Consider the following 18,761-nt stretch of genomic DNA (forward strand, 5'->3'; position numbering starts at 1 on the left):
GCCGGATCAGCCCGCGACGACCGCCTCCGCCCCCGCCACACCGCACACCCGCGCCGCGCCGTACGTGGCGATGTGCGCGGCGCCGCGCGGCGGGGACTGCGGTACGCCCATCTCCACGACCACGGTGGACGGGTCGGCGGCGAGCAGGGTGTCCAGGGCCGCGCGCATCCACGGGTGCCGGTGCTCGTCGCGGACCACGGCGACGACGCGTCGGCCGGCCGCCGCCTTCAGCGCCCGCTCGCCGGCGTCGGGGCCGGTGAAGTGGCCGGTGGTGGTGCCGGGCAGCAGCCGTTCCAGCTCCGCGCCGACGCCCCACGGGGTCTCGTCGCCGACGGCGATGTTCGGTGCCGGGTTGAAGGTGGCCACGTACACCGGTCCGGTGACCGGCGCGGGGCCGGCGGCGCGGGTGACGGTGACCGCGCGGCGGGCCGCCGTGAGGCCGATCTCCGGCTCGGGTGCGACGGCCGCGGCCGGGGAGCGTCGTACGCCCGCGGTCCAGTCGGCGAGGGCGCGCACCCGGGCGGCGGCGTCGGCGAGCCGCTCCTCGGGGAGTTCGCCGGAGCGTACGGCGTTCACCAGCGCGTCCTGGAGGCTCTGCACGGTGCCCTCGTCGCACAGCCCGCCGCCCACGCAGATCGCGTCGGCGCCGGCGGCGATGGCGAGGACGACTCCCTGTTCGAGGCCGTAGGTGCCGGAGATGGCGCGCATCTCCATGCCGTCGGTGACGATCAGGCCGTCGTAGCCGAGTTCGCCGCGCAGCAGGTCGGTGAGGATGTGCCGGGAGAGCGTGGCGGGGCGGTCCGGGTCGAGGACCGGGACACGGATGTGGGCGCTCATGACGGCGCGGGTGCCGGCCGCGATCGCCGCCCGGAACGGCTGGAGTTCGCGCTCGTCGAGGGTCTTGGCGTCGAGGTCGATGTGCGGGATCGCGTGGTGGGAGTCGACGCTGGTGTCGCCGTGGCCGGGGAAGTGCTTGGTGCAGGCGGCGACGCCGGTGGACTGCAGGCCCTCGACGTAGGCGGCGGTGTGCCGGGCGACCAGGGCGGTGTCGCCGCCGAAGGAGCGCACGCCGATCACCGGGTTGTCGGGGTTGGCGTTGACGTCGGCGGACGGCGCCCAGTCGAAGTTGACGCCGCACTCGGCGAGCCGGCGGCCCAGTTCGCGGGCGACGCCGCGGGTGAGGTCGGTGTCGTCGACGGCGCCGAGGGCGTGGTTGCCGGGGAAGGAGGAGCCGGTGCGGACCTCCAGGCGGGTGACGTCGCCGGACTCCTCGTCGATGGCGATCAGCAGGTCGTCGCGTTCGGCGCGCAGTTGTGCGGTGAGGGCGGTGACCTGCTCGGCGGTGGCGACGTTGCGGCCGAAGAGGGCGACGGAGGCGAGGCCCTCGGCCAGCCGGCGGCGCACCCAGTCGGGCGCGGTGGTGCCGGCGAAGCCCGGCTGCAGTACGGCGAGCGCGTCCCGGGTGAGGGTGCCGGTGGTGGTGGTCGTCATCGGGTGGCGTTATCCCTTCACGGCGCCCGCGGTGAGGCCGCTGACGGCCTTGCGCTGCAGGAAGACGAAGAGGATCAGGATCGGGACGGCGAACAGGGAGGAGGCGGCCATGGTCGCGCCCCAGTCGTCGCCGAACTGGGTCTGGAACCGGGACAGCCACAGCGGCAGGGTCTGTGCCTCGGCGTCCTTGTTGAGCACCAGGACCAGGGCGAACTCGTTCCAGGCGGTGATGAAGCCGAACAGCGAGGTGGACATCAGTCCCGGCGCGAGCAGCGGCAGGATGACCCGGCGGAACGCCTGGGCGCGGGTGCAGCCGTCGACCATCGCCGACTCCTCCAGCTCCTTCGGTACGGCGGCGACGAAGCCGCGCAGCGTCAGGATGGTGAAGGGCAGGATCATCATCATGTAGAAGAGCGTCAGCGGGACGAGGCTGTTCAGCATCGACGTGTCCCGCACGATCATGTACATCGCGATGATCATGACTTCCCAGGGCGCCATCTGGGCCAGCATGAAGCCGACGATGAAGCCGCGCCGCCCCTTGAAGCGCATCCGCGCCAGGGCGAAGGAACCGGCCAGCGCGACGATCAGCGAGAAGAGGACGGCGAGGACGGTGACGGTCAGCGAGTTGGTGACGTACGTCCAGAAGTGGTCGACCTCGGTCGCGGTCTTGAAATGCTCGAAGGTGACGTCGGTCGGGAACCAGACCGGGGTCTCCGAGATGATGTCGCCGGTCGGTTTGAACGCCGTGGCGAACATCCAGTACACGGGGAAGACGAAGCCGATGAACAGGACGACGGCCGTGACGTTGGGCCACAGGCGGCCGAAGAGCGAGCGCTTCACAGCTCGTCCTCCTCTTGCTTGAGCACGATCCTGAGGTAGTAGGCGGTCAGGCCGAGCAGGATCAGGATGGTCAGGACGGCGATCGCCGCGCCCATGCCGTAGTGCTGGTTGCCGACGCCCTCGACGTAGGCGTAGACGGGCAGGATCTCGGTGAGCCGGTCGGGGCCGCCGCCGTTGAAGGTGAAGACCTGGACGAACGCCTTGAAGACCCAGATGACCTCAAGGAACGTCGTGGCGTAGAGGAACGGCCGCAGGAACGGCAGGGTGACCGTGGTGAAGCTCCGCCAGGCGCCGGCGCCGTCGAGGGACGCGGCCTCGTAGAGCTCCTTGGGGATGGTGGTGGTCGCCGCGTAGAGGTTGATCGCGACGAACGGGATGGACATCCACACGATCAGCAGGGTGACGACGAAGAACGTCGACATCTGGCTGCTGGTCCAGCTGTAGTCGGCCATGGAGTGCCAGCCGAGCTTGTCCAGGACCCAGTTGACGACGCCGAAGCGCTGCGCGAACAGCCACTGGTAGACGGTGGTGGCGGCCACGACGGGCATCGCCCAGGCGAGCACCAGGCCGAGCAGCAGGGTGAACCGCATCCGCTTGCCGAGGCGGGCGAGCAGCAGACCGGTCAGCGTGCCCAGGACCATGATCAGGACGACGTTGGCCGCCGTGAACAGGATCGAGCGGACGGTGACCCGCCAGAAGTCCTCACCGGTGAGGACCTCCGTGTAGTTGTCGACGCCGTTCCACTCGGTGACGTGCTGGATGAGCTGCGCCATGTTGAGGTTCTGGAAGGACAGCAGCACGTCCTTCAGCAGCGGCCAGCCGAGCAGCAGCACGGTGGCCGCGACGGCGGGCAGCAGCAACAGGTACGGGGCGAGCGCGCCGGCGCGCGACGCGGCTCGCGGTGTCGGCCTGCCGGGTCCTGTGTCGTCCGTCTTGCGGACGTCCGCCGGGCCGGAGGGCGGCCGTTCGGTCTGCACGGTCATGCTCGCGATCTCTCTTCTCGGCGTGCTCAACGCGGGGCGGGGGCCGTCGCGTGGCCGGCCCCCGCTCCGGTCGGAGCGCGTGCGCTGTTACTGCTGCTGCGCCAGGCGCTTGTTGAACTCGCCCTCGACCTGCTGGGCGGCGTCGGCCGGGGACTTGCCGTTCAGGACGGCGGTCAGGTACGTCTTGATCGGGTTGGGGTCGTTCTCGACGGCGGCCCACTCGGGGATCAGCGGCGTGGTGCCGCCGACGGCGGCGGCCGGCGCGGCGGCCTCGGCGGGGGCGTTGCCCTTGAGGTTGCTCTGCAGCGACTCCTTGTTGGGGATGACGCCGTTGGCCTTGGCGAGCGCGCCCTCGTACTTGTCGGAGAGGGCGAGCTTCAGGAACTCCTTGGCGAGGTCCTGCTTCTGGCTGCCCGCGGCGACGGCGAGGTTGGAGCCGCCGAGGAAGACGCCCTCGGGCTTGTCGGCCGTGGCACCGGGGATGGTGAAGTAGCCGATGTCCTGCTCGATCTTCGGGTTGGCCTTGATCGCGGTGGCGGCTTCCCAGCCCATGCCGATGAACGCGCCGGTCTTGCCCTTGGCGAAGATCTCGGCCTGCTGCGGGGTGGCCTCGTCCTTGTCCTTGGGGGCCTTGGACAGGGCCTGGAACTTCTTGTACGTCTCGGTGGCCGCGGCGACCTTCGGGTCGGCGAGGTTGGAGACGTACTTGTCGCCGTCCTTCTTGACCAGCTCGCCGCCCTCGCCGATCACCAGGCCGACGAAGTGGTACCAGTTCTGGCCGGGCAGGTAGATCGGTTCGGCGTCGGTCTTCTCGCCGATGGTCTTGAGGGCGTCGTAGAACTCGTCGCGGGTCTTGGGGGTGTCCTTCAGCCCCGCGTCCGCCCAGACCTTCTTGTTGTAGAGGACGACGCGGTTGGCGAAGAACCACGGTGCCGCGTACTGCTTGCCCTCGAAGACGGACGACTCGTTGAGGGACTCGGTCCACTCGCCGCCGATCTCGGACTTGAGGTCGGCGAGGTCGGCGAGGCCGCCGGTCTTGGCGTAGGCCGGGGTCTGGGTGTTGCCGATCTCGAAGACGTCGGGCGGGTTCTCCTCGGACAGGGCGGTGGTCAGCTTCTGCTGGATGCCGTTCCACTGCTGGATCTCGAACTTGACCTTGGCCTTGGTCTTCGCCTCGAACTCCTTGGCGAGGTCCGCCTGCCAGTCGTCGGGCGAGGAGCCGTCCATCACCCACACGGTGAGCGTCTCCGCGCCGGCCCCCTTGCCGCCGTCACCGTCGTCGCCGCACGCCGCGACGGAGAACAGCATGCCCGCGACCCCGATCGCGGCTATCAGCTTGCGCTTCACGCGCCACCCCTCCTCAGGAATGCCTTGCACACCCACGCCCTCGGCGGTGACCCCCACAGCGGCGCAACAGCTCGGTGGGCTGGGAACCGGCTTCCTCTAAATGGTTTAGACCAGCAAGGGGAGCTTGGCCTAGACCTATGGTCCTGTCAAGGGTCGTGGACTCACGCCTGGGTAACGGCTCCGACACCCCTGGTGGGGCGCGTAACTCCGCCCAAACGGGGACGGGTTGGCGTTTGGACTAGACCAAAGCGAGAACGCACGGTTATAACGGGATCGCCGAGCGTGCGGCGCCGAACCCGGCCGTCCGCCGACGTGCACCGCGGCCGGCACCTGCCGTCCGCGCGCCGGACACCGCAGCCGGAAGGCAGTCATGAGCACGGACGTCAGCAGCGCCCAGGCCGACATGGGGGCGCCGGGCCGTATCGGGCGCGTACCGAAGTACTACCGCATCAAGCAGCGGTTACTGCAGATGACCGACGAGCGCGCCCCGGGCGCCCCGATGCCGGCCGAGCGCCTGCTCGCCGTCGAGTTCCGCACCTCCCGCACCACGGTCCGCAAGGCCCTGCAGGAGCTGGTCAGCGAGGGCCGGCTCGACCGGATCCAGGGCAAGGGCACGTTCGTCGCCCGCCCGAAGGTCTACCGGACGCTCCAGCTCACCTCGTACACCGAGGACATGCGGGCGCAAGGGCTCAACCCCACCTCGCAGGTGCTGGACATCGGGTACGTCGCCGCCGGCGCGGAGCTGGCGGCCCTGCTGGAGGTGGACCCGGGGGACAGGGTGCTGCGCATCGAGCGGCTGCGGCTGGCCGGCGGGGAGCCCATGGCGATCGAGGCGACCCACCTGTCCGACCGGCGCTTCCCCCGGTTGCGCCGCAACCTGTCCCGCTACACCTCGCTCTACACCACCCTCGCCGAGGTGTACGGGGTGCGGCCGGCGGAGGCCGACGAGACCATCGAGACCTGCCCGGCGACACCGCGGGAGGCGGGGCTGCTCGCCACGGACGTGGGCCTGCCGATGCTGCTGCTGTCCCGTCACTCGCGGGACGAGACGGGGACGCCGGTCGAGTGGGTCCGCTCGGTGTACCGGGGCTCGCGCTACAAGTTCACGGCGACGCTGACGCCTCCGGGGCCCTGACCGGGCGGTTCATCTCCAAAGCGGTTGTGTCCGGGGGGAGTTGGGCCGTCGCGACGGAAGGGCGTTCCTTGACACGGCCCATTGGTCCAGTCCAATATCCCAGTGGTCCGCACCGGGCGGCCGCATATTCGGCACCCCGGGCGACATCGATGTCACGCGGGTGGCCCGGGACGCCGCCCGCCCTGTCCGGCCGGCCCTCGTGCCGACGCCCGTGAGGGGCGCGCCGGACCGTCGTGGCACCGGCTCCCCCATCGACTCCTCCCGCCCTCCCGTCCGCATGCCGTGAGTGATCCCGATCTCCGGAGTACCGCATGACGACGCACCACCGCTTCTTACACCGCGCCGCCTCCGAGCGCCCCTACTTCAGCGCCGACGGCGAGACCTACCTCGCCGAAACGCAGCTGCGGCACCTGACCAAGGACCTGCCGCTACGGGTGCTGACCGAGGAACAGTTCGCGTCCTGGCAGAACCACGGCTACGTCGTGGTGCCGGAGGCCATCTCCCCCGACGCGGCCAAGCTGCTGCTGGAGTTCGCCTGGGACTTCCAGGACCTGGACCCGCAGCGCCCCGAGACCTGGTACGAGGAGCGCGCCTTCCGCTCGGACCTCGACCGGGACCTGTACGTCTACGGCTTCGTCGAGGCGTACCAGCACCAGCTGATCTGGGACAGCCGGCAGGCGCGGCGGGTCTACGACGCGTTCGTGGACGTGTGGGACTGCGAGGAGCTGTGGGTCACCCTGGACCGGCTCAACCTCAACCCGCCCAACATCAAGAACCGTTCGCGTTCCCTCATCGACCCCACGGACGAGGGGTTCGACATCGAGCTGCACTGGGACGTGGACACCACGGCGAGCGTGCCGCCGCAGCGGGTGCAGGGCATCATCGCGCTCACCGACACACAGCCGGACGAGGGCGGCTTCCAGTGCTCCCCGGAGCTCTTCCGCCGGTTCGAGGAGTGGAAGGTCGCACAGCCCGCCGACCGGGACCCGATCCGCCCCGGCACCGACCGCGCCGAGTTCCCGGTCGTACGGCCCCAGCTCAAGGCCGGTGACCTGCTGATCTTCAACGGGATGCTGGCGCACGGGGTGGCGCCCAACACCTCGGCCGACGGGGTGCGCGCGGTGCAGTACCTGTCGATGATGCCGGCGCTGGAGGAGCACGAGGAGCTGCGCCGCTCCCGGGTGGAGTCCTGGCGCACGCTCAGCACCCCGGAGTGGAACGCGACCCTGCTCGGCGACGCGGTGAAGCACGAGTCGCTGCGCTACGGCCCGGCCGAACTCGACGAGCTGGGACGCAGGCTGCTGGGCCTCGACGCCTGGCACGAGCGGACACGATGAGACGGGGAACCGACATGGACCGGATATGCCTGAGCCTGCCGACCAACCGGGAGTGCTCCGCCACCATCACCGGCATCGGCGCCGAGGCCGCGTACGCCGCACGGAACTTCGACGTCGAGGTGCACCTGCTGATCCTCGACTCCGCCGACGAGCCGACCCGCGCGTCCCACGCCCGCGCGGTCGCCGCACTCCCCGAGGAGCCGGGCGTCGTCGTGCACCACCTCGACGAGGCGGCCCAGCGGGACTTCCTGCGGCGCGCCGTCGACCGGGCCGGACTCCCCGAACCGGAGCGGGTGCTCGACCTGATGCTCCCGGACGCGCTCTCGTACGGCGCCTGCACCAACCGGGCGTTCCTGCTCGCGGCGGCGCTGGGCTGTCGTTCGCTGCACCGGCGTGACTCCGACTGCAGTTACCAGGTCTTCGACGGCGAGCCCGTGTACCCGATCCACCACGAGCTGACCTCCCTGGGCAAGCCGGCGGCCGACGCGACCGATGGTGTGTCGGAGGTGACGCTCGACCCCGCGATCGCGCACCGGCCCGTGTCGATGGTGGGCGCCTCCTTCATCGGGGAGCTCTCCGTCGACATCGGCGGCATCCGGGAGCTCGACAAGGAGGTGTACGACGAGGTCGTGGGCCTGTGGGCGCCCGGCCACTGGTCGGCCGAGCAGCGGCGGGAACTGGTCGAGGAGTCGTTCAAGGGCGCGGGGATGCTGCCCTTCACCGGCGACCGCTCCACGCTGACGCTGGTCGACCCGATGCGCGTCGACATGTCCAACATCGCGTTCGACCGGCACGTGTACGAGCGGCTGCCGCTGCCGCCCGCCACCGACACGATCGGCAGCGACTACTTCCTCATCCACGCCGTGTACGACGCCGCCCTCCCCGGCGTCCTGCACAACCGGCACATCGAGAACTACTACACCGGGGAGCGGCGCACCCACGCCGGTTTCCTGGCGTACCAGACGCGGTTCGTGAAGTTCCTGCTGTCGATGCTGTACCTGCACTACGTCTACGAGCGGATGGCCGACGCGGGCGACACGCTGCTGGACGAGAGCGGGCGGCTGGACCCGGCCCCGTTCGCGGCGTTCCTCGCCGAGAGCGTACGGCTGGACCGCACGGAGAACGAGCGGCGGCTGGACACGGTCGCGGCGGCGTACGGACGGCTCGGCGGGAAGTACGCCGAGTTCGCGCGCGGCATGACGGCGGACCGGGAGCGGCTGCTGGACGAGGCCGCGCTGGACACCGAGGACTTCGTGACGCTGATCGGCGCCTGGGAGGCCCTCGTGCAGGCGAGCCGGGGCGCTCTCCGGTGACCCCGGCCCTGCGCGCCGCCCTCGCGGCCGCCATCGAGGACGCGCTCGTCTACGACCTGGACGGCATCGCCGGCCGGTACGACGCGCTGACCGCGGAACTGCCGGGCGTGGACGTGCGGTTCGCGATGAAGGCGTGTCCCGTGGAGGAGGTCCTGGACCTGCTGGCGCGCGGCGGCGCCGGTTTCGACGCGGCGAGCCCCCGGGAGATCTCCCGGGCGCTGGCGACGGGCGTGCCCGCGCACCGGGTCCACTACGGCAACACCGTGAAGTCCGACCGGGACATCGCCCGGGCGTACCGGCTGGGCGTCCGGGACTTCGCCACGGACAGCGCGGAGGACGTGGCGGCGCTGGCCGGGCACGCGCCGGGGTCACGGGTGTTCTGCCGGCTGGCGACCAGCGGCGAGGGCGCCCTGTGGGGGCTGGGCCGGAAGTTCGGGTGCTCGGCGGACGACGCCGTACGGGTGCTGGAGGCGGCGCGGGACGCGGGTCTCGTCCCCGCCGGTCTCTCGGTGCACGTCGGGTCGCAGCAGATGACCGCCGAGGCGTGGCAGCAGGCCTTCACCACCCTCGCCGACGTGCTCACGGCCCTGCACGGCCGCGGGATCGTGCCCGACCACGTCAACCTCGGCGGCGGTCTGCCGGCGCTCGGCTACGCCGACCGACGGGGTGAACGGCTCGACCCTCCGCTGGACAAGATCTTCGCCGTGCTCCGCGAGGGCATGGAGCGGCTGAGGGAACTGTCGCCCCGCCCGCTGGACTTCGTCGTCGAACCGGGGCGCCACCTGGTGGCCGACCACGGCGCGATCAGGGCGCACGTCTCCCGGCTGACGTCGCGTCGCGGGCCGGACGGGGAGCGCGAGCACTGGCTGTACCTGAGCTGCGGCAAGTTCAACGGCCTGTACGAGATGGACCAGGTGCGCTACCCGCTGGTCTTCCCGTCCCACGAGGACCCGGCCGGCGCGGACCTGGTGCCGGTCGTGGTCGCGGGCCCCACCTGCGACAGCGACGACGCCTACGCCCACGAGCACCCCCGGGTGCGGGTACCGAGGGCGGTCGCGTCGGGCGACCCGGTGTGGGTGCTGTCCGCGGGCGCGTACGCCGCCAGCTACACGACCGAGGGCTTCAACGGCTTCGACCCGCTCCCCCGCGTCTGCGTGGGCGGTGACGGACCGGACGTGCGCGTCCGCCGGATCGTGGAGGACGACTGGCCGCGGATCGCCGCCCTGGAGGCCGAGGTGTACGCGTCGGCCTCACTGTCCGAGGGCGTGGCGGCGCTGCGGTCCCGGGGCCGGATCTCCCCGGGGACGTGCTTCGTCCTGGAGGCCGGCGACCGGATCGCCGGCTACCTCCTGGCCCTGCCCTACCCGCGGTACCGGTACCCGGACCTGACCCGGCCGGAGGAGCGGGCGTACGACTCCCGCAATCTGCACCTGCACGACCTCGTGATCGCCGGCGATCTGCGCGGCAGGGGGCTCGGCAGCAGACTGCTGCGGCGGCTCACGGCGACCGCGGCACGCTCGTCCTTCGAGCGGATCTCCCTGGTCGCCGTCGGCGGCACGGGCGGCTTCTGGGCCGGGCACGGCTTCCTGCCCGAGCCGGCGGTCGAGCTCCACGGCGCGTACGGCGACGGTGCCGTCTACATGTCCTGCCCGGTCCAGTACAACCGCTCCGGCGGCCCGGAAGAGGGGTCCTGACGCCCATGCTGCCCACCCTCGGCGATTTCCGCCGTGACCAACTGGCCATCGCCACCCTGTTCTTCTTCCTCGGCTTCCAGTACGCCACCTGGGCGTCCCGGCTGCCCGCGCTCAAGGACCGCTTCGACCTGGGCGGGACGGAAGTGGGGCTGCTGCTGATGGCCGCCGGGGTCGGGGCGGCGGTGTCCTTCCCGCTGGTCGCGCCGCTGATGCGACGGCTGGGGGCGCGGCGGCTCGCGCTGTGGTCCGCGCTGGGGCTGGCGGCGGTGCTGCCCGTGCTGGCCGCGGCGGGCAGCTACCCCCTCGCCCTGCTGGTGATCCTGGCCGACGGCATCGCGGTCGGCTGTCTGAACGTCGCCATGAACGCGCAGGGCGCCGCCCTGGAGGCCCACTACGGGCGGGCCGCGATGGCCCAGTTGCACGCCACGTTCAGCGGAGGGTCGCTCGGGGGCGCGCTGCTGGCCTCCGGGGTGAACACCGTGACGCACTCGGTGACCGCGCACTTCGCGGTGGCGGCGGGGCTGGGGGTGCTGCTGCTGGCGGGCTCCAGGCCCCGGGTGCTCGCCGACGCGCCGGCCGCCCCGGACGCCGTGGAGGACGGGCAGCCGGGCGAGGAGAAGAAGAAGGGGCTCAGGAATCTGACGGGTGCCTCGCGCACGGCCCTCGTCCTGGGCTGCGCCATGGTGTTCGGCACGGTCGTCGAGGGGGCCATGAACGACTGGTCGGCGCTCTATCTGACGGAGGAGACCGGCGCGTCGGGGCGGCTGGCGCCGCTGGGCATCGCCGTCGTGTCGGTGATGATGGTGGTGGCCCGTCTCCTGGGCGACGGCTGGCGCAACCGCTTCGGCGACCCGCGCATGGTACGGGTGGGCAGCACGATGGCCGGTACCGGTCTCGCCCTCGCCCTGCTGGCCGGCGGCACCTGGCCCGCACTCGTCGGCTTCGCCTGCGTCGGCCTGGGCATGGCGACGGTGACCCCCTGCCTCTACGTCGCCGCCGCCGCACAGGGGCCGGGCGCCCTCGCCCTGGTCGCCGCCATGGGCACCACCGGCCTGCTGGCGGGCCCGGCCCTGATCGGTTTCGTCGCCGGCCAGGCCGGTCTGACGACCGGCATGGCGGTGGTCGCGGCGTCCGCGATCCTGGTGGCGGTGTGCTCGCGGTGGGCCGGCTGGGCGCCCCGTTCGCCCTCGCCGAGCGCGTCACGGGCATCCGCGTGACCCCAAAACCGCTCACCTCGGCACCGTACGGGTGCGGCCTCGGCGCGCACCCGTGGGAGGCGGGCGGGGCCCCTGGGGAGCCGTCCGGAGCCAGGACCCGTCGTCGTAGTGATCCGACTCCGGGTGACCGTTCTCGCGGGCCGTGACGGGTCAGCCGGTGTCGCCCGGTCTCGCGGGTGACCGGGCGATCTCCCGCTCGGCGGATTCGATGATGGCCAGGACGGCGGCCGCGGCCGCCGCGGGATCGCGGGCCTCGACGGCCCGTACGACGGCGCGGTGACCCGGCAGCGAGGCCTCCACCGCGCCCGGGGTGCGGGTGCTGACGGCGAAGCTGTGCTCCAGCGCGATGTCGACGGCGCGCCCCAGTGAGCCGAGGAGACGGTTGCCGCCGGCGTCGAGCAGCGCCCGGTGGAAAGCGATGTCGGCCTCGACGTAGCCGACGCGGCCCGGTGCCACCGCCGCGGCCTCCATGGCGGCCAGGGCCTCGTACAGGACGCGTACGTCGTCGGGGCCGGCCCGCTCGGCGGCGAGCCGGGCCGCCTCGGGCTCGACGATCCGCCGCAGTTCGCCCGTGTCGCGCAGCAGGGCCGCGGCGTCCTCGGCCTGTTTCCAGCGCAGGACGTCACGGTCCAGGTGGTTCCACTGCTCCGGGGGCAGCACACGGGTACCGGTGCGCGGCCGTACGCGCAGCATCCCCTTGGCCACCAGGGACTTGACCGCCTCCCGCAACACCCCGCGGCTGACGCCGATCTCGGCCGCGAGCGCGTCCTCGACCGGCAGCGGGTCCCCCGGCCCCCACGCGCCGCCCACGACGCGCCGGCCGAGCTCGTCGACCACGCGCTGGTGCGCGGTCGGGAACTTCGTCATGATCTCCGCTCGCCCCCTGGACGCCATTCATCGAATCATTTAATGATTGGGTACCAGGGTAGGGCCTGCGGGCCCGTGCCCGCAGGCGACCCAGCACGCCGCGGACGACGCCGGAGCCACGGGAGGGTGCACATGACCGACGGTCCGAGGAAGAACCGCCGCAGCCAGGCGTGGTTCGGCGCACAGGGCCGCAGCGGGATGCTGTACCGCTCCTGGATGCGCAACCAGGGCTTCGGACATGAGGTGTTCGACGGGCGTCCCGTCATCGGCATCGCGACCAGCGCCTCCGAACTCGCCCCGTGCAACGCCCATCTGACCCGCGTCGCCGAGGCCGTCAAGCGGGGCGTGTGGCAGGCGGGGGGCTTCCCTCTGCAGTTCCCCACCATGGCCACCGGCGAGACCTTGATGCGCCCCACCGCCATGCTGTACCGCAACCTCATGGCTATGGAGGTCGAGGAGCTGATCCGGGCCAACCCGCTCGACGGTGTGGTGCTACTGTCCGGCTGCGACAAGACGACCCCCGCCATGCTCATGGGTGCCGCCAGCGTCGACCTGCCCGCCGTCATGGTCACCGGCGGGCCGATGCTGAACGGCAAGTACCGCGGTCAGGACGTGGGATCCGGCACCCACGTGTGGAAGTTCGAGGAGGACCTGAAGACCGGCCGGATGACCGAGGAGGAGTGCTTCTTCGCCGAGGGCTGCATGGCCCGCTCCAACGGTCACTGCATGACGATGGGAACGGCGTCGACGATGGCCTGCGTGGCCGAGGCGCTCGGCATGCAGCTGCCCGGCTCGGCGGCCTGGCCCGCCGTCGACTCCCGGCGGATGGAGACCGCGCAGGCCGCCGGGCGGCGCATCGTGGGGATGGTGGAGGAGGGGCTGCGGCCCTCGCGGATCCTGACCAGGGAGGCGTTCGAGAACGCCGTCCGGGTCAACGCGGCCATCGGCGGCTCCACCAACGCCGTCATCCACCTCACGGCCCTCGCCGGACGCGTCGGCGTCGAACTGGACCTGCGGGACTTCGACGACCTGGTCCGCGCGGTGCCGACCCTGGTCAACCTGATGCCCAGCGGCACGTACCTGATGGAGGACTTCTGTTACGCGGGCGGGCTGCCCGCCGTCATGGCCGAACTCCTCGGCGGAGGACTGCTGCACGGGGAGCCGGTCACGGTCACCGGGCGCACCGTCGCCGAGAACACCGGCGGCGCCGAACGCGTCGGCTCCGACGTCATCACCCCCCTTGACGCCCCCTTCCAGCCGGCCGGCACCGGAATCGCCGTCCTGCGCGGCAACCTGTGCCCCGACGGCGCCGTGATCAAGCAGTCCGCCGCGTCACCGCACCTGCTCACGCACCGCGGTCCCGCGCGCGTCTTCGACTCCCCGGAGGCGTACCACGAGGTCGCCGACGACCCGGACCTCGACGTCGACGAGAACACCGTGATCGTCATCCGCAACGCCGGCCCGAAGGGCTATCCCGGTATGCCCGAGGTCTCCAACGTCCCGCTGCCCGCCAAGCTGCTGAAGGCCGGCGTCACGGACATGGTGCGCGTCTGCGACGGCCGGATGAGCGGCACCGGCTACGGAACGGTGGTCCTCCACGTGGCACCCGAGGCCGCCGTCGGCGGACCGCTCGCCCTGGTGCGCGACGGGGACCTCGTCGTCCTCGACGTCCCGAACCGCACCCTGGACCTGGACGTGGACGACGCCGAACTCGCGCGGCGTCGGCAGGAGTGGACACCGCCCGCCGAGCGGTACACCGGCGGCTACACCTGGCTCTACACCCAGCACGTGGAACAGGCCGACCGGGGCGCCGACTTCGGTTTCCTGCGCGGAAGCCGAGGACATGAGGTCCCCCGCGACTCCCACTGAGCCCGCCCCCCTCGCATCCAGGAGAGCATCGATCGTGGAATCGGCAGCAGCGCGCCCCCGCCCGGTCCTCACCGCCGGTTCCGTCCTGCCGGAGGACGCCGGCCGGGCCGCCCTCGTCGCCCGCGTCCACGACCCGGAGGAGGGCGGACCGTGTGTGGCCGCGGTCCGCGGCGAGCACGTCGTCGACCTGACGGCTCACGCGCCCACCGTCTCCGACCTCATGGAACGCGACGACGCGGCGGACGTCGTCCGCGCGGCCGACGGCGGGCGCACGTGGCGTCTGGACGAGCTGTTGCAGGCCCCGCCCGGCCGCCGTGACGTGCCGCGGCTGCTCGCCCCCGTCGACCTCCAGGTGATCAAGGCGGCGGGCGTCACCTTCGCCCGGAGCCTGCTGGAACGCGTCATCGAGGAACGCACGGGCGGCGATCCGGCGCAGGCCGCGAGGGTGCGGGCCCGCGTCGGGCAGGTGGTGGGCGGCAGGCTCGACGGCATCCGTCCCGGGTCCCCGGAAGCGGCCAGGGCCAAGGAACTGCTGCTCGCCGAAGGGCTGTGGTCGCAGTACCTGGAGGTCGGGATCGGGCCGGACCCGGAGGTGTTCACCAAGGCGCCCGTGCTGTCCGCGGTCGGCACCGGCGCCGACATCGGCGTGCTCGGCGCCTCCGTGTGGAACAACCCCGAACCCGAGGCCGTCCTCGTCGTGGACTCGCGCGGCCGGGTGCGCGGCGCGACCCTCGGCAACGACGTCAACCTCCGTGACGTCGAGGGACGCAGCGCCCTGCTGCTGTCCCGCGCGAAGGACAACAACGCCTCCTGCGCGATCGGCCCGTTCGTCCGCGTGCTCGACGAGGACTTCGGCCTCGACGCCGTACGCGGCCTCGACATCGCGCTGCGGGTCGACGGCCCGGACGGCTACGTGCTGCGGGGCAGCAGTTCGCTGCGCGAGATCAGCCGCGACGTACTGGACCTGGTGGCCGCCACCCACGGCGCGCACCACCAGTACCCGGACGGGTTCGTGCTGTTCACGGGGACGCTGTTCGCCCCGACCGAGGACCGGGGGGCGCCCGGCGCGGGCTTCACCCACGAGTACGGCGACGTCGTACGGATCTCCAGTCCGCGCCTCGGCGCCCTGGTCAACACCGTCGTCCGCAGCGAGGAGGCCGCGCCGTGGACGTTCGGTGTGGGGGCGCTGATGCGCAGCCTCGCCCGGCGCGGCCTGTTGTGAGACCTTCCGGTGGTCCGGGGTGCGCGGCGGCGCCGCGCACCCCTTGGTTCAGGGGGTGTGCGGCTCCTCCACGATCGTGGCGTGCAGGCGTCGTGTGTGGTCCACGTGGCGCTCGGCCCCGGTCAGCACGAGCCTGGCCGTCAGGCGGGGATCCGCGCTGGAGGCGGCCACCCGCACCTCCAGTTCACCGGGTTCGACGATCCGGCGGCCGTCGCGGCCGGTGAAGGAGGCGACGTCGGCCGGGACGGTGACGCTCAGGCGCCGGATCTCCCCCGGCTCCAGTGCCACCCGGGTGTAGCCGACGAGGCGCTGCACCGGCTGGACGACGGAGGCGACCAGGTCGTGCAGATAGAGCTGGACGACCTCGGTGCCGGACCGCTCCCCCGTGTTGCGGACGGTGAAGGAGAACGCGAACTCGCCGTCCGTCGGGGCTTCTTGGGTCCGCACCGTGAGGCCGGTCCAGTCGAACCGCGTGTAGGACAGGCCGTGTCCGAAGGCGAACGCGGGGGTCGGGTCGACGCTGGACGCCGTACCGGCGTGCGCGAGCCGCGCCCCGAGGTAGGTGCCCGGCTGGGATCCCGGCCCGCGCGGCACGCCTACCGGGAGCCGTCCGGAGGGGTCGACCCGGCCGCTGAGGACCCCGGCGATCGCGTGCGTGCCCTCCTCGCCCGGGAAGAAGGACTGCACGATCGCCGCGGACTCCTCCACGGCGCGGCCGAGGGCGTACGGCCGTCCGGCGAGCAGCACGGTGACCACGGGTGTCCCGAGGTCGAGCAGGGTGTCGAGCAGGTGCTGCTGGGCGCCGGGCAGAGCGAGGGACTCCGCGTCACTGCCCTCGCCGCTGGTGCCCCGCCCGAAGAGTCCGGCGCGGTCGCCGAGCACCACCACGGCGACGTCGGCCCCGCGCGCCACCCGCGCGGCCTCGTCGAGACCGGAGAGGTCCCCGTCGTCGACACCGGTGCCGCGGGCGGTCGTGATCTCCGCGTCGGGGAACTCGGCGGCGAGTGTCTCCCGCAGGGTGGGCAGCTCGATGCCGAGGGGGGTGCCCGGGTGGCGGACCCCGATGTGCTGGGGGAAGGAGTAGCTGCCCAGGACGGCGGCGGGGTCGTCGGCGTTGGGGCCGATCAGGGCGATGCGGTGCGGCCTGTCGAGGGGCAGGGTGCCGTCGTTGGTGAGCAGGACGACCGCCTTCTCGGCGATCTCACGGGCCAGGGCGCGGTTCTCCGGGTTGTCCAGGTCGATCCGGCCGCGCAGGGCCTCCGGGTCGTCCGCCTCCGGCCCGTCGAGCGCCGCCGGTACGGGGTTCCAGTCCGGGTCGAGCAGGCCGAGGGCCACCTTCTGGGTGAGCACCCGGCGCACGGCGCGGTCGACCAACCGCTCCGGGACGCGGCCGTCGGTGACGGCCTCGACGAGCGGCGCACCGTACGTCTTGACGTTGGGCAGTTCGACGTCGACACCCGCCTTGAGCGCGGCGCCCGCGGCGCCCGCCCAGTCGGCGGCGACGCCGTGCAGGGTCTTGAGGAAGGCGATGGCGAAGTAGTCGGCGACGACGGTGCCGTCGAAGCCCCAGGTGTCGCGGAGCAGCCCGGTGAGCAGGTCCTCGTCGGCCGCGGAGGGCATGCCGTCGGTGTCGGTGTAGGCGTTCATGACGGAGCGGGCGCCGCCCTCGTGGATCGCCATCTCGAACGGCGGCAGCAGCACGTCGGCGCGCTCCCGCGGCCCCACGGAGACGGGGGCCAGGTTGCGTCCGGCGCGGGAGGCCGAGTAACCGGCGAAGTGCTTGAGGGTGGCGACGGTCCCGGCGGACTCCAGGCCCTGGACGTAGGCGGTGCCGATGGTGCCGACGAGGTAGGGGTCCTCGCCGATGGTCTCCTCCACCCGACCCCAGCGGGCGTCTCGGACCACGTCCAGGACGGGGGCGAGCCCCTGGTGGACGCCGACGGAGCGCATGTCGCGGCCGATGGCGGCGGCCATCCGCCGCACCGCGTCCGGGTCGAAGGTGGCGCCCCAGGACAGCGGGACGGGGTAGGCGGTGGCGCCCCAGGCGGCGAAGCCGGCCAGGCACTCGTCGTGCGCGAGCGCGGGGATGCCGAACCGGTTCGTGGCGGCGATCCGGGCCTGGGTGCGGGCCAGGGAGAGGGCGCCCAGGGCGGGGTCGACCGGGACGGTGCCGAAGGGGCGGGTGAGCTGGCCCAGTCCGGCGGGCAGGAGCGCGTCGAGGTCGACGGCCTCCTCCATGTCGTGCTGGTGCGGGGCCACTTCGCCCCCGTCGTCGGAGGCGCCCACCCACACCCCGTACAGCTGGGCGATCTTCTCCTGGAGGGTCATCGCGCCGATCAGCGCGTCGACCCTCGCGGCGACGGAGGCGGTGGGGTCGTTCCAGAGGGAGATCGTGGAGGTGTTCTCTGCGGCCACGTCGGCGTTCACTTTCCTCCCAAGCCCGTCGGGCCCTGGACCAGGGCGGGACGGGCGGACCGGTGGACGAGGGGGACTTCGGGTGAGGGGGACCGCGTGGCGCCTCGGGCGTCCGCGCTCGTGTGGGCGTGGGTCAACGGCTGAACCCCGCGGTCAGACCGCTCAGCAACTGGCGGCGGCCGAAGGCGTACAGCACCAGGACGGGCAGGGTGGTCAGGACGACGGCGGCGAGCACGGCGGGGACGTTGACGCCGTACTCGCCCTGGAAGGTCCACAGGGCGAGCGGCAGGGTCCGGCGGTCCGGGCTCTGGGTGAGGACCAGCGGCAGCAGGAATCCGTTCCAGATGGTCAGGGCGTTGAAGATGCTCACGGTGAGGATGGCCGGCCGGGTGAGCGGTGCCGCGAGCCGCCACAGCGTCGTCCATTCGGTGGCGCCGTCGACCCGCATCGAGTCGAACAGCTCCTTGGGCACGTCGCGGATGAAGTTGGCGAGCACCAGCACCGACAGCGGGATGGCGAAGGCGATCGACGGGAGGATCAGCGCCGTCAGGCTGTCGTAGAGCTGCAATTTGATGATGATCAGGTAGACCGGGATCACCGTGGCCTGCAGCGGGATGGCCAGGCCCATGAGGAACAGCCCGTTCACGGCCCGCAGGAACCGCATGCGCCAGCCGCGGACGATCGCGTAGGCCGCCATGAAGGAGAACACCACCGCCGGCACCACGGCGCCGACGGTCACCACGACGCTGTTCACGAAGTAGCCCAGGAAGTCGGACTCGACGACCAGCCGGTAGTTCTCCAGTGTCGGGTCGCCCGGCGGCACCAGCGGGTTGCTCGCGTAGTAGCGGCTCCGCTCCTTGAAGCTGGTGATGAGGGTCCAGTACAGGGGCACGGCGACGACGACCAGCCAGAGCCATCCGGCCAGGCCCCCGGCCCAGTTGCGCCGGCGGGCCGCCGGGCGGGAGGAGTGGTGTCCCTCCCGGTGGGTGGTCTTCCGCGGTCGTCGTGTGCTGGTGAGCGTGGTGGTCACG

15 protein-coding genes and 1 pseudogene are annotated in these 18,761 nt (G+C 72.2%); 9 read left to right on the plus strand and 7 right to left on the minus strand.

Annotation, left to right across the window (positions count from 1 at the left end):
- Positions 1-6 precede the first annotated feature (6 nt).
- The 4 genes from ACH5AO_RS10275 to ACH5AO_RS10290 form a co-directional block, all read right to left on the minus strand.
- Positions 7-1,491 (minus strand): glycoside hydrolase family 3 protein, encoded by a 1,485-nt coding sequence (locus ACH5AO_RS10275; RefSeq protein ID WP_398923796.1) that lies wholly within the window; start codon positions 1,489-1,491, stop codon positions 7-9.
- A 9-nt stretch (positions 1,492-1,500) separates the two neighbouring features.
- Positions 1,501-2,331, minus strand: coding sequence for a carbohydrate ABC transporter permease (locus ACH5AO_RS10280; protein WP_398923798.1), 831 nt, complete (start codon positions 2,329-2,331; stop codon positions 1,501-1,503).
- Positions 2,328-3,314, minus strand: coding sequence for a carbohydrate ABC transporter permease (locus ACH5AO_RS10285; protein ID WP_030857506.1), 987 nt, complete (start codon positions 3,312-3,314; stop codon positions 2,328-2,330). The genes ACH5AO_RS10280 and ACH5AO_RS10285 overlap by 4 nt, the downstream gene beginning before the upstream one ends.
- A gap of 87 nt (positions 3,315-3,401) precedes the next feature.
- Positions 3,402-4,661, minus strand: a complete 1,260-nt coding sequence (locus ACH5AO_RS10290) for an extracellular solute-binding protein (RefSeq protein WP_398923800.1) — start codon at positions 4,659-4,661, stop codon at positions 3,402-3,404.
- A gap of 370 nt (positions 4,662-5,031) precedes the next feature.
- Here ACH5AO_RS10290 and ACH5AO_RS10295 point away from each other — a divergent pair, with 370 nt between their 5' ends.
- The 7 genes and pseudogenes from ACH5AO_RS10295 to ACH5AO_RS10325 all read left to right on the plus strand — a co-directional run bounded on the left by ACH5AO_RS10295 (position 5,032) and on the right by ACH5AO_RS10325 (position 11,503).
- Positions 5,032-5,796, plus strand: coding sequence for a GntR family transcriptional regulator (locus ACH5AO_RS10295; RefSeq protein ID WP_398923802.1), 765 nt, complete (start codon positions 5,032-5,034; stop codon positions 5,794-5,796).
- A gap of 311 nt (positions 5,797-6,107) precedes the next feature.
- The gene (locus ACH5AO_RS10300) at positions 6,108-7,133 is read left to right on the plus strand and encodes a phytanoyl-CoA dioxygenase family protein (RefSeq protein WP_398923804.1); all 1,026 of its coding nucleotides are present in this window, start codon (positions 6,108-6,110) and stop codon (positions 7,131-7,133) included.
- Positions 7,134-7,147: 14 nt separating this feature from the next.
- Positions 7,148-8,446, plus strand: a complete 1,299-nt coding sequence (locus tag ACH5AO_RS10305; protein ID WP_398923806.1) for a DUF6271 family protein — start codon at positions 7,148-7,150, stop codon at positions 8,444-8,446.
- Positions 8,443-9,609: pseudogene (locus ACH5AO_RS10310) on the plus strand (type III PLP-dependent enzyme); the annotation flags it as partial. The gene ACH5AO_RS10305 and the pseudogene ACH5AO_RS10310, both read left to right, overlap by 4 nt.
- A 102-nt stretch (positions 9,610-9,711) precedes the next feature.
- Positions 9,712-10,140: a GNAT family N-acetyltransferase gene (locus ACH5AO_RS10315; protein WP_398924049.1), complete on the plus strand. Its 429-nt coding sequence runs from the start codon at positions 9,712-9,714 to the stop codon at positions 10,138-10,140.
- A 5-nt stretch (positions 10,141-10,145) separates the two neighbouring features.
- Entirely contained in the window at positions 10,146-11,357 is a 1,212-nt protein-coding gene (locus ACH5AO_RS10320) for an MFS transporter (protein WP_398923808.1), read from the plus strand.
- Entirely contained in the window at positions 11,300-11,503 is a 204-nt protein-coding gene (locus ACH5AO_RS10325) for a DUF6461 domain-containing protein (protein ID WP_398923810.1), read from the plus strand. Before ACH5AO_RS10320 ends, ACH5AO_RS10325 begins: the two co-directional genes overlap by 58 nt.
- A 4-nt stretch (positions 11,504-11,507) precedes the next feature.
- On the opposite strand, the gene ACH5AO_RS10330 is transcribed toward ACH5AO_RS10325, so the two are convergent.
- Positions 11,508-12,251 carry a FadR/GntR family transcriptional regulator gene (locus tag ACH5AO_RS10330; protein ID WP_398923812.1) on the minus strand — a complete coding sequence of 248 codons (744 nt, stop codon included), beginning with the start codon at positions 12,249-12,251 and terminating at the stop codon, positions 11,508-11,510.
- 105 nt (positions 12,252-12,356) lie between these two features.
- Here ACH5AO_RS10330 and ACH5AO_RS10335 point away from each other — a divergent pair, with 105 nt between their 5' ends.
- Positions 12,357-14,093 (plus strand): IlvD/Edd family dehydratase, encoded by a 1,737-nt coding sequence (locus ACH5AO_RS10335; protein WP_398923814.1) that lies wholly within the window; start codon positions 12,357-12,359, stop codon positions 14,091-14,093.
- Between the two features lie 34 nt (positions 14,094-14,127).
- Entirely contained in the window at positions 14,128-15,315 is a 1,188-nt protein-coding gene (locus ACH5AO_RS10340) for a fumarylacetoacetate hydrolase family protein (RefSeq protein WP_398923815.1), read from the plus strand.
- A 48-nt stretch (positions 15,316-15,363) separates the two neighbouring features.
- Here the strand turns inward: ACH5AO_RS10340 and ACH5AO_RS10345 are convergent, their stop codons facing one another.
- Positions 15,364-17,742: a glycoside hydrolase family 3 N-terminal domain-containing protein gene (locus ACH5AO_RS10345; protein ID WP_398923817.1), complete on the minus strand. Its 2,379-nt coding sequence runs from the start codon at positions 17,740-17,742 to the stop codon at positions 15,364-15,366.
- A gap of 121 nt (positions 17,743-17,863) precedes the next feature.
- Entirely contained in the window at positions 17,864-18,760 is an 897-nt protein-coding gene (locus tag ACH5AO_RS10350) for a carbohydrate ABC transporter permease (protein ID WP_398923818.1), read from the minus strand.
- Position 18,761 lies beyond the last annotated feature (1 nt).

It is taken from the genome of Streptomyces sp. NPDC018964 (genome assembly GCF_044390325.1).
In the GTDB taxonomy this organism is placed as follows: Bacteria; Actinomycetota; Actinomycetes; order Streptomycetales; family Streptomycetaceae; genus Streptomyces.